This window comes from Curtobacterium sp. MCPF17_011 (assembly GCF_003234145.1).
Taxonomy (GTDB): domain Bacteria; phylum Actinomycetota; class Actinomycetes; order Actinomycetales; family Microbacteriaceae; genus Curtobacterium.
Genome location: NZ_QKSK01000001.1, coordinates 405,549 through 419,022 on the forward strand (window position 1 = coordinate 405,549; position 13,474 = coordinate 419,022).

Annotated in this window: 15 protein-coding genes; 8 read left to right on the plus strand and 7 right to left on the minus strand. The window is 67.0% G+C overall.

Going from position 1 to position 13,474, the window contains the following annotated elements; translation table 11 throughout:
• Positions 1–90: 90 nt before the first annotated feature.
• Positions 91–330, minus strand: a complete 240-nt coding sequence (locus tag DEJ25_RS01965) for a PLDc N-terminal domain-containing protein (RefSeq protein ID WP_111043602.1) — start codon at positions 328–330, stop codon at positions 91–93.
• A 545-nt stretch (positions 331–875) separates the two neighbouring features.
• Here DEJ25_RS01965 and DEJ25_RS16540 point away from each other — a divergent pair.
• Genes DEJ25_RS16540 through DEJ25_RS01975 form a run of 3 tightly spaced genes read left to right on the plus strand, consistent with a single transcriptional unit; the run spans position 876 to position 3,339 of the window.
• Positions 876–1,757, plus strand: a complete 882-nt coding sequence (locus tag DEJ25_RS16540; RefSeq protein WP_181427319.1) for a hypothetical protein — start codon at positions 876–878, stop codon at positions 1,755–1,757.
• Between the two features lie 4 nt (positions 1,758–1,761).
• On the plus strand, positions 1,762–2,817 hold the full coding sequence (locus DEJ25_RS01970) for an alpha/beta hydrolase (RefSeq protein ID WP_181427320.1): 1,056 nt from the start codon (positions 1,762–1,764) through the stop codon (positions 2,815–2,817).
• A gap of 33 nt (positions 2,818–2,850) precedes the next feature.
• Positions 2,851–3,339 (plus strand): hypothetical protein, encoded by a 489-nt coding sequence (locus DEJ25_RS01975; protein WP_146240596.1) that lies wholly within the window; start codon positions 2,851–2,853, stop codon positions 3,337–3,339.
• 391 nt (positions 3,340–3,730) lie between these two features.
• Here DEJ25_RS01975 and DEJ25_RS01980 read toward each other — a convergent pair whose 3' ends face one another.
• Both DEJ25_RS01980 and DEJ25_RS01985 read right to left on the minus strand, forming a co-directional pair.
• On the minus strand, positions 3,731–4,378 hold the full coding sequence (locus tag DEJ25_RS01980) for a hypothetical protein (RefSeq protein ID WP_111043605.1): 648 nt from the start codon (positions 4,376–4,378) through the stop codon (positions 3,731–3,733).
• 220 nt (positions 4,379–4,598) lie between these two features.
• Positions 4,599–5,336 (minus strand): SDR family NAD(P)-dependent oxidoreductase, encoded by a 738-nt coding sequence (locus DEJ25_RS01985; RefSeq protein WP_111043606.1) that lies wholly within the window; start codon positions 5,334–5,336, stop codon positions 4,599–4,601.
• Positions 5,337–5,472: 136 nt separating this feature from the next.
• On the opposite strand from DEJ25_RS01985, the gene DEJ25_RS01990 reads away from it, so the two are divergent.
• Both DEJ25_RS01990 and DEJ25_RS01995 read left to right on the plus strand, forming a co-directional pair.
• Positions 5,473–6,396, plus strand: coding sequence for an AraC family transcriptional regulator (locus DEJ25_RS01990; protein WP_111043607.1), 924 nt, complete (start codon positions 5,473–5,475; stop codon positions 6,394–6,396).
• A gap of 203 nt (positions 6,397–6,599) precedes the next feature.
• Complete coding sequence (locus DEJ25_RS01995; RefSeq protein WP_111043608.1) at positions 6,600–7,124, plus strand: hypothetical protein; 525 nt, start codon at positions 6,600–6,602, stop codon at positions 7,122–7,124.
• Here DEJ25_RS01995 and DEJ25_RS02000 read toward each other — a convergent pair.
• Positions 7,088–7,888, minus strand: a complete 801-nt coding sequence (locus tag DEJ25_RS02000; RefSeq protein ID WP_258366388.1) for a LuxR C-terminal-related transcriptional regulator — start codon at positions 7,886–7,888, stop codon at positions 7,088–7,090. The genes DEJ25_RS01995 and DEJ25_RS02000 overlap by 37 nt on opposite strands.
• A 259-nt stretch (positions 7,889–8,147) precedes the next feature.
• Between DEJ25_RS02000 and DEJ25_RS02005 the strand changes: the two genes are divergently transcribed.
• Positions 8,148–8,690 (plus strand): VanZ family protein, encoded by a 543-nt coding sequence (locus tag DEJ25_RS02005; RefSeq protein ID WP_258366389.1) that lies wholly within the window; start codon positions 8,148–8,150, stop codon positions 8,688–8,690.
• Between the two features lie 64 nt (positions 8,691–8,754).
• Here the strand turns inward: DEJ25_RS02005 and DEJ25_RS02010 are convergent, their stop codons facing one another.
• Genes DEJ25_RS02010 through DEJ25_RS02020 form a run of 3 tightly spaced genes read right to left on the minus strand, consistent with a single transcriptional unit; the run spans position 8,755 to position 11,050 of the window.
• Positions 8,755–9,528 (minus strand): SDR family NAD(P)-dependent oxidoreductase, encoded by a 774-nt coding sequence (locus DEJ25_RS02010; protein ID WP_111043610.1) that lies wholly within the window; start codon positions 9,526–9,528, stop codon positions 8,755–8,757.
• Entirely contained in the window at positions 9,521–10,111 is a 591-nt protein-coding gene (locus tag DEJ25_RS02015; protein ID WP_111043611.1) for a TetR/AcrR family transcriptional regulator, read from the minus strand. Before DEJ25_RS02015 ends, DEJ25_RS02010 begins: the two co-directional genes overlap by 8 nt.
• Positions 10,112–10,165: 54 nt before the next feature.
• Entirely contained in the window at positions 10,166–11,050 is an 885-nt protein-coding gene (locus tag DEJ25_RS02020) for a CPBP family intramembrane glutamic endopeptidase (protein ID WP_111043612.1), read from the minus strand.
• A gap of 176 nt (positions 11,051–11,226) precedes the next feature.
• Between DEJ25_RS02020 and DEJ25_RS02025 the strand changes: the two genes are divergently transcribed.
• On the plus strand, positions 11,227–12,336 hold the full coding sequence (locus DEJ25_RS02025; protein ID WP_181427321.1) for a sensor histidine kinase: 1,110 nt from the start codon (positions 11,227–11,229) through the stop codon (positions 12,334–12,336).
• On the plus strand, positions 12,333–13,007 hold the full coding sequence (locus tag DEJ25_RS02030) for a response regulator transcription factor (RefSeq protein WP_258366230.1): 675 nt from the start codon (positions 12,333–12,335) through the stop codon (positions 13,005–13,007). The genes DEJ25_RS02025 and DEJ25_RS02030 overlap by 4 nt, the downstream gene beginning before the upstream one ends.
• Positions 13,008–13,474 lie beyond the last annotated feature (467 nt).

Here is a 13,474-nt window from a genome sequence, read left to right on the forward strand (position 1 = left end):
CCTCGCGATCCGGCCGCCGGTCGCACACGCTGTTCCTCGCCGACACGGTCGGGCCCGCCCTCAGCACCACGGCGGGGCGGGGCGGGGCGGTCAATCATGGAGCGGGCTCGAACGTCGGCGGAGATCCCGCCGTCCGACGAAGAACCAGACGAGCGACCCCAGCACCGGGAGCACGATCACCCCGAAGACCCACACGACCGTCGCGAGCAGAGTCATCCGCGCGGTGTTCCGGACGACGGAAACGACGGCCGCGACCATCAGTGCCAGGACCGCGACGAGCACGATCGTCCATGACGTGTCGTACTGCTGCGGGATGACGGCGTTGTGCATGGCAGGACCTCCGGCTCCCGTGCGACCCTTCCGCAGGAACACGAGCCGATCAAGCCCTGAGACACAACGGTGACGTTCTCGATCGGCATGGTCGAGCCATGGAGTTGGTCTTCTGTCCGTCGGGACATCGTTGAGCCGTCCGACCGTGACGAACTCATCGGTCTCCTGACGCGGGACCGAACCGGTCGGGCTGCGCGGTGACGAAATGCATCACGCAGGTCGCCCCCTGGGAGAACTGGGCCAGACCCCAGTCGTGCCGGTCGGTGGTGACAGGCAGGTGCATCCCGAGCCACCGCGGCACACTGAGCACACCATGCGTTGAGTAGCGCGACCAGAACGCCCCGCTCGTCAGTACAAGAAATCGTCGGGAGGGCCGACGGACGCGTCAGCACCGTCCGACAAGCGAGCTTCGGAGGGACACACGATCAGCCCCACGCGGATGGAACGTCCTGACGCTGCCTAAAGGACCGGACGAGGCCGGCACGAGTTCGGCCTAGGCAGGTACGCTGCCGACGAGAACAGAGGACACATCTGGGGGATGAGTCATGGACAAGATCGATTTCAACGACGGTACCGCGGATCGTCTGGTCAAGGCGGCGACTTCTGCCGCCGAAGTACTACGGTCTCAGGGGGCCGTCCGAAGGTCCGCGGCCGAGGACGCCGCCGAGGACTTCGATGGGGCGTACGCGAACCGCTTCACCGAGTCCGCGCAGGTCGGGTCAGAGGACCGCTTGAAACTCGCCTCGGTCCTGGATGAACTCGCCGACCAAGTCACGAAGGTGAAGGCAGAAGCGGCGAAGGAACGGAAGCGCCTGAGCGAAGTCGCGGCATGGGAGGCCCGCCAGGAGGAACGCCGGCGAGCGGTAGCTGCCTCCCCCGTGGGTGGAATCGACCTAACAGCGCAGAATCCGTTCGACTTCAAGCCGTCCGAGCCGGAGGTGCGACCAACTCCCATCGCTGGCGTCTTCGCCCCTCGCGGACGAACGCGGACGGGGCAAGGTACCGGAAGTGGGAGGAGTTCGGCTGACCCGGCGAAACTGCGCTCCTTTTCGTCCGTGGCTCGCGCCAATGACACCGCCGCCTCGTCTCAAGCGACTGCACTGAAGAACGCCTGGTCGGCATTCACTGGTGCATGTAGTTGGGCAACGGTGAATACGTCATCGTTTGTTCTGGGATTCGACCGTTGGCTTCAGGAAAACGGCTCCGACTCAGCGTGGATAGAACGCATCGCCGATGCTTTCGACCGCGCTGGCGGGCACGGATCGTTGTCCAACGTATCGCTCGATGCCGCTGACGCGTCCGGAGTACCGAAGGACCTCGAGAAATTGTTCGCGCCAGGTCTCACGGCTGCTCAGGTGGCGGCACTCTGGGGGGGAACTCGGCTACAGCAATGCCGACTCCCGAGACCTTGCTGCACTGCCCCCTGAAGCGTTGAGTGAACTCGGCAACCTCGAAGGAGTGCCGTATTGGGCCCGGAGCACCGTCAACATCGCCGCACTGGATCAACGGATCGCGGACGCCAAGGACTTCCTTCACAATCTCAACCAACCATCCTACCAGAATCAGGCCGAGCGCGCGAAGAACGCCCGAGGTCTCCTCGGTCTCGAGAACATCAAGATCGCGCTGCAGCAGGGCTCCCGGGCTGGCACCCGCTCCTTGATCTCGTTGAGCGACGACGCTCCCCCTCTGGCCGCGATCTCGATCGGCGATCTCGACACCGCAACGAATGTCACCTGGGCGGTGCCGGGGATGGGGTCGAGCAGCCGGGACATGGTCGGCTGGACTAACGCCTCGCAGAACGTCTACGACGTGCAAGCAGCGGTTCAAGGTCCTGAGGACCGAGCTGTGATCTCGTGGATGGGGTACGACGCACCGGCGATCCCTGGAACAGCACCAGACGTTGGGGTTCTGTTCGGTGAACGAGCTGCGGACGGCGGGCAAGAGCTCGCCGACTCGATCAGGGGACTCGGCGCAACGCGATCGTCGGACATGCCGATGACCAACATCGTGGGTCACTCTTACGGAACGACAGCAGGTGCGTACGGGATCACCGAACGTGGGGTGCACGTCAACACGTTCACGGCTGTTGCGTCTGCGGGAATTCCCGATTCGATTCCTGATGCAGACGCGCTCCACGCTGATCACGTCTACGCAGGGCAGGCCCGCAACGTGATCCCACTCATCGAATCCGGAGACGGTTGGGCAGCCACCGGTCGCGAACATAGCTGGGACCATCACCAGGATCCGACTGCGGACGACTTCGGAGCGACTACGTTCGGAGCTGATGGCTCCGGAACCCTCGAAGGCGTCACGAACCACGGGGTGCACACGTCGGACGGTACTGGCTACCTCGATAAGAACACAGAATCACTGTGGAACGTCGGTTTGGCCACCACGGGGCAGGGAGAGAAGATGACCGCTTACCATCCGAAGGGGCAGACCCCGCTCGAGGCGGGCCTGGGGATCATCGTCGGGTCTGGGTTCTGAATCATGTTCCCGACGAGGAAACAAATTGGCTCGATGATCGCCACCGTCAGTGCAATGACGGCGATCATCACCTTGACAGGTTGTAGTGGAGGAAACCCGATGGGGTCAGAAGTCAGCAAGACCATCAGCACTACTGAGGCTCGACAGTCCGTCCAGGAAATCGTCGACCAGTCGACGATTTCACTCGACGGTGAATGGCAGGTTTACAGCGGACCATCTGTAGAACAGTGCACCAAGGGGAACGGAGGCGACGGTGCGGCCTACAGCTACATCAAGTCGCTGGATGGACCGAGCGGAGACCCCGCCCAGGACATTGCCACCGTCAAGAGGCTCTGGGAAGGCGCGGGGATCACGACGGCGCCGTACAAGAGCGGGGGCTCGGACCCGATTCTCGGTTTGCGGGGTGTCGGGGGTCCGACCACCTCGATCAGCTTCCTTGCGGGCGCCCAGCGTTACACGATCACCGCGGTGTCGGAGTGCGCCGACGGAGACGCGGTGGAAATGCAGGGCAACGGCGAGTGACGGTGGGGTCCAGGGCGTGACGCGCTGAAAGAGCCCTTCACGACTCCTTCGGAGCAGCCCGTAACCCGGTCCCGCAGCACGCTCGCCTCGTCCGGTCGCGAGCCCCAGCGTGGCGTCTCGGTCTGTTGCTCCCGGGGGACGGATTACCGGACGATGCTCGGCCGTCAGGACGTGACTCGCTGAGTCGTGGGAGATCCCCGCTCATCCGAGCGGGGTCATCTCCAGGCGATCGCGGTAGCGGATCATCCCATCGTGCGGATCACGAACGCATCCCCCGACCCAGGGCATGTCCTCGTTCAGGAACATGCTGCCGTCAGCACGGTCGTGGACTGCGTCGCGAGTCCGCGGCCAATCACTTCCGGCTCATGGGCGCCTCACCGGAAACCCGCCGTCAGGACGCCACTGGCGTCATCGGCGCATAGAAGTCCTTCGCCGTGATCTGCGTGCCGCCGTTCGACGCGGCGGCGTTGCGCTGGTACTCCAGGTCGAGCACGTCGGACGGGTCGGCCACCGAGTAGGCGCACCAGCCCTCCCCGGACTGCCCCTGGTCCACCTTCGTCAGCGCCGGGTAGCCGGCGGCCTTCATCGCGTCCTCGACGACCGACGTCGTGCCCTGGGACGTGTACGACTCCGTGCTGCCGTGGGCCTGCACGCGGATCGCCAGGCAGTCCACCGTCGAGTAGTACTTCTCCCCCGCGGTCACGGCGACGTGGACCAGGACCTGCTCGTTGTCGTCACGGTCCGCGAGCCCCGACTGCGCCGACGTCCACGGGAAGTTCCGCACGACCTTGTCGGCCTGCACGGTGTGGCCCATCTGGTCGTCGGTGATCTTGTCCGACGTGACGTCGACCTCACCGGACGCAGCGGGCTTGCTGCTCGGCGTCGGGCTCGGCGTCTGCTGTTCCGCAGCCTGGCTCTGCGACGGCTCCGCCGATGCCGTGATCGGAGCGGACTTCCCCGACTGCGACGAGCATCCGGCGAGCGCGACGGTCACGACCGTGATCCCGACGACGGTGGTGATGACGTGCTTGAACGACATGGTGTCCCCTCAGGTACTGCGCCGAGAGAACAGCTCCGCTCCCCCAGCGGTCGCCCCGGCTTCTGGTGAAGGCAGCCGGGACCACTCCTGACCGCACGCCCCACCGTGCACCCCGGTCGCCGTCGCGGGTCGGTCACGAACCGGGGTGGATCGAGCGTATCCGACCGCCGTCAGGCTCGACGCGGCTCCCGTGGCGCGCGAGCCACCGGCCGCCGTCGCCTCACCAGGCGACCGGCCCGTTCACGTCGGTGAAGGTCCCGGTCGGTCCGTCGGAGGGGATGGTCGCCATGGTCACGGCGGACCGGGCTCCTTCCGCCACCGTGAGCAGACCGCGATGACCGTTCAGGTCCGTCGCCACGAAGCCCGGGCAGACGGCGTTGACGAGGATGTTCTCCGACGCCAGGTCGCGTGCGTACATCATCGTCACGGCCGTGAGCGCGGTCTTCGACGGCACGTACCCGAGGGCGATCGGATCGGTGTTGGAGAAGTCCGAGATGGCGGCGAGCGACCCCGCGCTGCTCGAGACGTTGACGATCCGAGGTGACGCCGAGCGACGCAACAGCGGCAGGAACGCGCTCGTGACGGTGATGACGCCGAAGACGTTCGTCTCGAACACGGCCCGGACGTGGTCGACGTCGGCCGACCGCGGCAGCTGCCCGGCGGGGTCGGCGCCGGGCTGGTGGCTGATCCCCGCGTTGTTGACCAGCGCGTCGAGCCGGCCGTACGCATCGGCGACGTGCTCTGCGGCCGCGGCGACCGAGGCAGCGTCGGTCACGTCGAGCGCGACAGCGGTGACGGTGCCACCGTCTGCCCGGAGTTCCGCCGCAGTCTCCTCCCCGCGCTCCAGGCTCCGAGCGCCGATGACGACGGTGTGGCCGAGGCGTGCGAGCTGAGCGGCGATCTCGCGGCCGATGCCCTTGTTGCCTCCGGTGACCAGGGCGATCAGGGGTGCAGTCATGATGTGGTCCTTCCGTGCCGCCCAGTGGCGGTGTGACGACGTGACCAGGGGAACCTGGTCCGGAGACCAGCCTGGGGGCCTTGCGGTCGTATCCGGAATCATGCTCCGTCGCCTTTTCATGTCCTAGAGTCCAGGTATGCCTGTCGATCGGTTGTCCGAGGTGCTCGACCTCATCGAGGTCCGCGGGGTCGTGTCCGGCAGCTCGGCCCTCCGTGGCCGATGGCACACCCGGAGCGTCATCGACGACGACCTCAAGTTCATCGCCGTCGTCCGCGGGTGGGCGACGCTGGAGACCGAGGGGGCCTCGGCGCCGGTCCGCCTTGACGCCGGCGACGTTGCCGTCCTGAACGGGAGGTCGTGGCTGACACTCGACGGCGGTGACGGCCCGGAAGACCCCGTGGTCGTCGAGCCGCCGACGGCGGGATCGCGGATCTCGGACGCCGACGCTGCGGCGAGCGACGTGGACATCGTCATCGGTGGCCGCATCGACCTGAACGCCACCGGCCGAGAGCTGCTCCTCCGCGTCCTGCCACCCCTGATGCACGTCGGCGCGGACAGCACGGTCGGGGCGCAGGCCCGAGGCCACGTGCAACGACTGTTCAGCGAGATCACCGGAGGCCGGATGGGATCGGACTTCGCGATGCGGCAGTACGCGCAGCTGCTGGTCCTCGATGTCGTCCGCGGGTTCGCCGACGACGCCGAACTGCCGGCCGGGTGGCTCAAGGTCCTGGCCGACGAGCAGCTCCGCCCAGCGCTGGACCTGATCCACGACGGGCCCGCCAGGAACTGGAGCCTGGAGGACCTGGCCCGTGCCTCGTCCATGTCCCGCAGCACGTTCGCGGCACGCTTCCGCGCGGCTGCCGGGACTCCCCCGCTGGCCTACCTGATCGCCTGGCGGATGGTGCTGGCCCAGCGTGCGCTGCGCTCGAGCGACACCCGCGTCGGGGCGTTGGCCTTCACGCTCGGGTACAGCTCGGAGAGTGCGTTCAGTACGGCGTTCAAGCGGCACGTCGGGGAGTCGCCGGCGGCGTTCCGAGGGCGGGTCGCAGGCACTTCGTGATCGCCCCCCACCCACGATGACGAGCGAGCAGTCGCGCGGTCAGCGCAGTTCCCACACGCCAGCGGTGAGACCGATCGGCACCTGAGCTGCGCCGAGCGTCGTCGGAACAGGTGCTGGGAATGGCACCCTCCCCTGGGTGGGGATCGTCCGAACCACACCCTGGGGCGGTGTCGGCAGGTTTGCCCGACCACGATTCTCGGAGCATGACAACCACCCTCTGGATCATCGACATCACCCTCATCGCGCTCGTACTGCTGCAGGTCCGCCGGAGGCGCCTCACCATGGTGCAGATCCTTCTTCCGATCGCGCTCGTGCTCTGGGCTGGCATCGCGTTCGTGCACTCCGTCCCGCTCGGCGGTCACAACGCATCGGTGATCGGTGTTCTCATCCTGGCTGGCGCGCTCCTCGGGACAGCGATCGGTTTCACGACGCAGATGTCGACAACGGACGGGAGGGTCACAACTCGGGCCGGAGTCGTTGCAGCAGCGCTCTGGATCGCCGGCATGGGAGCGCGGCTGGTGTTCCAGCTGTGGGCCACCGGAGATGGCCGCCTGGACCTCGGGCGCTTCGACTTCGAGCATGCGATCAACAACGACGTCTGGCCGGCGGCCCTGGTGCTGATGGCTGGGGCGACGGTGTTGCTCCGTGTCAGCGTCATCTTGGCGCGGGCGCGTCGACTTCGTGCAGACCGTCAGCCGTCGGTTGTGACGGATGACGTCAGAGCGTGAGGGGAAGCTCCGTGCGACGTCGTACCGAGCACGAGCGCGATGGTCTGCGCACGATCCCTGGCTGCCAGCTTCGCGAACAACGAATTGACGTATCCCTTCACCGTCGCGACCGTGATGGACAAGGTGACCGCGATTTCGTCGTTCGATCGGCCTCTGCAGATCAGAGCGAGCACTTCCGCTTCCCGCGGGGTGAGCCCCAGGAACCGCGTGCGCAGCGCCGTCGGCAGCAACAACCGATCGACGGACACCTGCATGCGCGCCAAGTCCGCGGCGTACTGACGGTCGAGGCCAGCGAACCTGCTCTCGACTTCGAGTGCGTTCCTGCGTCTGGCGCGACCAGCAAGCGTCGCGATCGCGATGGTCAATGCAGTGATCCCCACAGACACCGGCTCGTGGGCACCCACGACGAAACCGATGACGGCGGACGATGCAGCCAGGACGGGCCACGCCCAGGCCCGCCAGCGCCCGTGTGCGGTCTTGCCGAGGACGATGACGAGGCCACCCGCCACCGGGTACAAGCTGATGCCGTACGTGGGTCCGGCAGCAAGTGCCGAACCGATGACCATCACCATCAGAAGACCGACATCGCCTACCGAACGATCCCTCGCGCGGACCAACACGCGAACCATCCAGGCCACGGCTGCCGAACCCGCGCAGACCACTGCCCAAAGGGGAGCACCCAGTGTGTACCCACCGACCGTCATGGAGACAGCGAGGCTGGCAACCGCAAGCGCGAGTTGCATCGAGACCCCGGGTTGCTTCATGGGTACCAGTGTGCCGCGTTGACGACGATCCGCCCGCTCGGGCGGAGACAACCACCTCGTCGAGCGTGTCCCGCCGCGCTCTTCGAGGTCAGTCACCGGAATTGCTCGACGACGGCCTCGCCCTGGATGATCGCTGCGACGGGACCGGTGGCTGGTCATGGTCCTCTGGACGAGAATCCGCACGTCGTGGTTGCGACTCCGCGCCGCTTCAGGTCACGAGAGGGAAGACGAGATGTTCGGAGCGGTACCGGTGCTGCCGGTGGTCATCCCGCTGAGCACCGCGCTCTTCGTGGTGCTGATCGCGGTCCTGCGGGCACGACGTTGGTTGACGCTGCCGCGCGCGGCGGTCGCGGCAGCGCTGTCGGTCTACGCCGGCGGCATCTTGGCCAACACCGTGTTCCCGATCTATCTCGACAGGCCCCCGAGTGAAGGGCCGTGGATCCCACCGGTCAACTTCATACCGGTCGTCGGTTACGAGTGGCAGGACGCGGTGGTGAACATGCTGGTGTTCCTGCCGCTCGGGATACTGGTGCCGTTGCTGGTCTCCCGGCCGACGTGGTGGCGGGTCGTGGCGGTGATCGCGGGCATCAGCGTCGCGGTCGAGCTGGCCCAGTTCATCACCGCAGGTCTCGCCGCGGGCGGCCACATCGCAGACGTCAATGACTGGTTGTGCAACACCGCGGGCGGCGCGGTCGGATTCGGACTGCTCACCGTGCTCACCAGGCTCACCGTCGCCACGTCGCTCATCGACCGTTTCCGCTGGCACGAGCCGTACCGCTCAGAACCGCACCCCGACGACTGAGGCAGCACATCGTCGCCGCCTCAGCATCTCCCGCGCCAGCTCCAGCCGGAACGCCTCGGGCGCGTCAGTGGGGCCAAGGAGCCGTTCCTCCGTCGACGCCGAGCGTCATCCCGCTGACGTAGCTGGACCGATCGCTCAAGAGCCACGCAGCAGCCTCCGCGATCTCTGTGGGTTGCCCGACACGACCGAGTGCGGCGAGTGAACCGAGATGTTCGATGATTCCCGGGACACGCTGTTCCCAGGTCGTCATCATGTCGGTCATCGTCGCGCCGGGTGCGATGGCGTTCACGCGGACGCCCTCGCGCCCGTACTCAGCGGCAGCCGCCCGGCTCATTGCGATGACCGCTGCTTTCGTGGCGCCGTACACACTCTGTTCCGGGGCACCGAATGTGCCGCCGATGCTGCTGACGTTCACGATCGATCCCCCGTTCGCGCCCGGAGCGGTCATCGCTCGGAGTTCCGCACGCATCGCGGCCCAGACTCCCTTGAAGTTCACGTCGACGACGGCATCGAACACGTCCTCGTGAACCTCTGCCAGCCGGGCGCCGCCCTGGCTCCGGCCCGCGTTGTTGAGAGCACCGTCGATCCCGCCCCATCGGGAGACTGCGGCATCGATCGCGCGCTGCACATCGTCAGGAACAGTGGTGTCAGCCTGCGCGACGATCACGTCGCCGCCGTCCTCCCTGATGGTGTTCGCGACCCGTTCCAGTTCGGGGAGACGTCGAGCGGTGAGGAGCAGGCGGGCTCCTTCCCGTGCGAAGAGCCGCGCGGAGTGTTCCCCGATGCCAGCAGAAGCACCTGTGATGAGGATCGTCTTGTCGACGAGGAGATCAGTCATGAGTCGTGCCTTCCTTCGGGCCGTTGTCGATGAGTCGAGCGATCACGGCGTCGCGGACCGTCGCGGACACCTTCTGGTTGTCGGGGTCTTCTGGCACAGCCGCAACCATGTGCGCCACGCCGCGGAGAGCCGCCCGCAGGGCCGCGTCGGCAAGGCGGGCTGAGATGCCATCCGCGAGTACCCCGTCGCGTTGGAGCCGGTCGAAGCTGCCACGGAGCAGCGCTGCGCTCCGTTCGAGGTTCGGGGACTGCGGTCCCACGACGGGGTACATCGCCGGATACAACCCCGGATGACTCCGTGCGAACTCGACGTGTGCGTCCCACCCCGCAGCGATCGCCGCGGCCGGCTCCGACTCGTCCAGAGCGCCCGCGTCCTTCTGCGCGAAGTACTCGTCGAACGCACGGTCGACGACTGCGCTGATGAGCCCGGCACGGTCGCCGTAGTGGTGGTACAGGGTCGGAGCCTGCACGCCGACGGCAGCGCACACGGCCCTCGTCGACACCGCCTCGACCCCGTCGGCGACCGCGATCGCGAGTGCTGCCTGGAGCAGTTGTTCGCGGATGGTTCCCTTGTTCTGTAGCATCGCTACATAGCGTAGCACTGGTACACGCCGATCGTTCTTCGGCTTTGCTGTCTCCTACGAGGTCATCCGGTCGTCCGAGACGGTGGACCGCTGGCGGGCGGTGGCCGTCAGCATCGGAACGGCGATGGCGATGCTGACGATGACCGGGACGAGCGAGGCTTCGAGGCCGAAGGTGCCGCCGGTGAGAACTCCACTGCCGTGGACGGTGGTGATGAAGAGTCCAGGGTTGCGATGCCCGGAGACGGGGATGCCGAGCAGCCCCTCGATGACGTTCCAGGCGAAGTGGATGCCGATGACGAACCAGAGGCTCCGTCGCCAGAGGAACGCGGCACCGAGGAGCACGCCAGCTTCGACTGCGATGGCGAATGAGGTCCACAGCGTCGCACCGGGGTTCATGATGTGCAACGCACCGAAGAGCGTCGCCGTCACGGTGAGGGCGATCCATCGACCATGCTTCGGACCGCCGAGTCGTTCAATCCCCTGGAACAGCAGCCCGCGGAAGGTGAGTTCTTCGATGACGGCAGCGCTGGCGTTCACGGCGATGGCGAGCATGAGGGTCTTGCCGACGTCGCGGGGGGCCCAGTCGATGCTGTACCCGCCGGCGACGAGGACGATGCCGTAGGAGGCCATGACGAAGGCGGCGCCGATCCCGAGGCCGGCGAGCGCCTCGCGCGGAGCCGCCCGGCGGGCGAGCTCGGGGATGCGTCGCCGGGCGATCACGCGCATCGTCAGCACGTAGAACGCGGAACCGGCTGCCATGCCGGTCAGCGCCATGAGCGCCATGCCACTCGGGCCCGACTCAGCACCGATTGCCGTGGAGACGGCGGAGGTGAGGAACACGAGGACGGTCCCGACGACCATCCACGTGACCGGGAACGTCCGGAGTCGGTTGATCACTCCCCGACGATGCGGAGCAGCCGGCGCGGAGGTGTTCGTCATGGTCGTCCTCTTTCTCGGGGTGCAGCGAAAACTGCCTGGACACGACGCTAGGAACCGGCGAGGTGTCCCCGAGTCCCCCGAAGGTCGACAGTGTTCACTGCACGAGACCGGGCGACGCTAGCGTCGCTCTCATGCGCTTCGGCAGCACGACCTCGCGATGGAGTGAACAACCAGTCATGGTGCGCGACGCCATCGGCGCGATCGCACTCCTCGCGGCTGCGCTGCTGCCACTCGGCATCCCCGGAGTGGAGCTCGGGGAATTGCACCGCAGCCCGCCAGAGTGGGCCGGACCGGTGCTCGCCGTGGCGCAGACGCTGCCCTTGACCTTCCGACGTGTCCGTCCGGCGTTCGTACTGCTCGTGGTCGGCGCCGCGTTCACGACCGCGCAACTGTCCGGTGTCGACTCCGGTCCAGCCGGGCTCGGCGTGCTCGTCGCCCTGTACTCGACGGGCGCGTACCAGGAGCTCCGTCGTGCGATCGTCGCCGTGGCCACCGTCGCTGCGTACGTCCTCCTCGCGCTCGCTCTCGAGGGATCGGGTTCGCCAGAACGCCTGGTGGACTGGGTCACCTTCAGCCTGGTCCTCACGGTGCCGTGGACCGCTGGGCTGCTCGTCCGGCACCGGCTCACCGAGCAGGACGCCCGTGAGGCCGCGGCTTCTCGGGAAGCTGTTCGTCGGGCGAAGGACGCTCTCGCCCGTGACCTCCACGACGTCGTCACGCACCACATCACTGCCATGGTCGTGCAGTCCGAGTCGGCCGCCTACCTCGGACGGGACGACCTCGCTGGCCGTGACGGGACCCTCGAGGTCGTGGGCCGGACGGGCCGGCAGGCGCTGCAGGAACTCCGTTCACTCCTCGGTGCCCTCGAACAGACCACGACGACCACACCCGGAACCTTGCCGGTCACGCCGGTGGGCGGCGACGTGCGCACCGTCGTCGAGCAGCTGGCTGCCACGGGGTACCCCGTGCGGTTCACAGAGCTCGGCGAACCCTTCGAGCCGTCGGCCCCCGTTGCCACCACGTTGCACCGTGTCAGCCAAGAGGCCCTCACGAACGCGATGAAACACGCGCCCGGCGAGCAGGTCACGGTCGCCATGACGCACACCGCGGACGCGATCGAACTGCTCGTCGAGAACAGGATCCGCGGCGGAACGGCCGACATCCCGGGTCGGGGCCTGAGCGGGATGGCGGAACGGGTGGCGCTCGTCGGCGGCACCCTCCGGACAGGGCCGGTCGATGGACTCTTCCGAGTGGCCGCCGTGTTCCCCCGCGGAGCATCACGGTGACCTCGGCGGGCATCGTACGGGTCGCACTCGTCGACGACCAGCTCCTGGTGCGGGACGGCTTCGCCCGGATCATCCGAGCGCAGGCAGACATGGAGGTCGTCGGGCTGGGAGTGAACGGCCGTGACGCAGTGGACCTCGTGCGCTCGATCCACCCGGACGTCCTGGTGATCGACATCCGGATGCCAGTGCTGGACGGGATCTCCGCCATCCGGGAGATCATCTCCTTCGTCGAGGCCGACGCTCTCCAGCCGAGAATCCTCGTCGTCACGACCTTCAACCTCGACGAGTACGTCTTCGAGGCACTCCGTGCAGGAGCGAGCGGGTTCCTCCTCAAGGACTCGACGCCCCGCCGGTTGCTCGACGCGATCCGGACGCTCGCATCCGGCGAAGCCATCGTCGACCCGACCGTCACGCGAGACCTCATCGGAGCATTTGCGGGTCGGATCAGACCAGTACCGACCGAGCCACCCGGCCGGGAACTCCTCACTCCCCGCGAACAGGAAGTGCTGCGGTTGCTGGCGCAGGGCATGTCGAACGCCGAGATAGCGGCAGCGATGTTCGTCACACGGGAGACGGCGAAGACCTACGTGTCCCGCATGCTGCTGAAGCTCGGAGTCCGCGACCGTGTACAGGCGGTCGTGTACGCCTACCGGCACGGGCTCGCCCAGTGAGCACTTCGTGCGTGGCGTGGGGCGGCGGAACTCGTCAGATCGTTCGGACGTTCAACACGGCGTTGCCGCTGCGGCTGATCGTGAGCGCAGTCTGCCAGTCCTCAAGAGGGAACGCTGCGGCGACCGGCACTCGGAAGCGTCCCTCGGCCGCGAGTGTGGCGAACTCCGGCAACGCCTTCGCGGTGCCCTGCGACGGGGTTTCTCGTCTGGCTACTTCACCTACGGTCGTTGACCGCGCACCGCTCGAGCAGCGGGTCTGCTGATGTCGCGCTCAGCAGGGCGGTTCGGGATCCTGACCGTTCAGCTCTGGTGCGGAGCCTTTCTCGACGAACGCACGATCTGCTTCCACTGCGAGGTAGGCGGTGATGTCGATGGGCTGAGTCGGGGGGAGGTGGATGTCTTCGGGGCGGACCGGGTGCTGCATCAGCTGGTCACTTTCGTTCGACGAGCGGAGGACGAAGGGCCCC

Excerpts from the sequence above, each read along its gene's own strand:
- DEJ25_RS16540 (WP_181427319.1), top strand. The coding sequence starts at position 876 with ATGGACAAGATCGATTTCAACGACGGTACCGCGGATCGTCTGGTCAAG.
- DEJ25_RS02020 (WP_111043612.1), bottom strand. The coding sequence starts at position 11,050 with ATGACGAACACCTCCGCGCCGGCTGCTCCGCATCGTCGGGGAGTGATC.
- DEJ25_RS01965 (WP_111043602.1), bottom strand. The coding sequence starts at position 330 with ATGCACAACGCCGTCATCCCGCAGCAGTACGACACGTCATGGACGATC.
- DEJ25_RS01980 (WP_111043605.1), bottom strand. The coding sequence starts at position 4,378 with ATGTCGTTCAAGCACGTCATCACCACCGTCGTCGGGATCACGGTCGTG.
- DEJ25_RS02025 (WP_181427321.1), top strand. The coding sequence starts at position 11,227 with ATGGTGCGCGACGCCATCGGCGCGATCGCACTCCTCGCGGCTGCGCTG.
- DEJ25_RS01985 (WP_111043606.1), bottom strand. The coding sequence starts at position 5,336 with ATGACTGCACCCCTGATCGCCCTGGTCACCGGAGGCAACAAGGGCATC.
- DEJ25_RS01995 (WP_111043608.1), top strand. The coding sequence starts at position 6,600 with ATGACAACCACCCTCTGGATCATCGACATCACCCTCATCGCGCTCGTA.
- DEJ25_RS02000 (WP_258366388.1), bottom strand. The coding sequence starts at position 7,888 with ATGAAGCAACCCGGGGTCTCGATGCAACTCGCGCTTGCGGTTGCCAGC.
- DEJ25_RS02010 (WP_111043610.1), bottom strand. The coding sequence starts at position 9,528 with ATGACTGATCTCCTCGTCGACAAGACGATCCTCATCACAGGTGCTTCT.
- DEJ25_RS01990 (WP_111043607.1), top strand. The coding sequence starts at position 5,473 with ATGCCTGTCGATCGGTTGTCCGAGGTGCTCGACCTCATCGAGGTCCGC.
- DEJ25_RS01975 (WP_146240596.1), top strand. The coding sequence starts at position 2,851 with ATGATCGCCACCGTCAGTGCAATGACGGCGATCATCACCTTGACAGGT.
- DEJ25_RS02015 (WP_111043611.1), bottom strand. The coding sequence starts at position 10,111 with ATGCTACAGAACAAGGGAACCATCCGCGAACAACTGCTCCAGGCAGCA.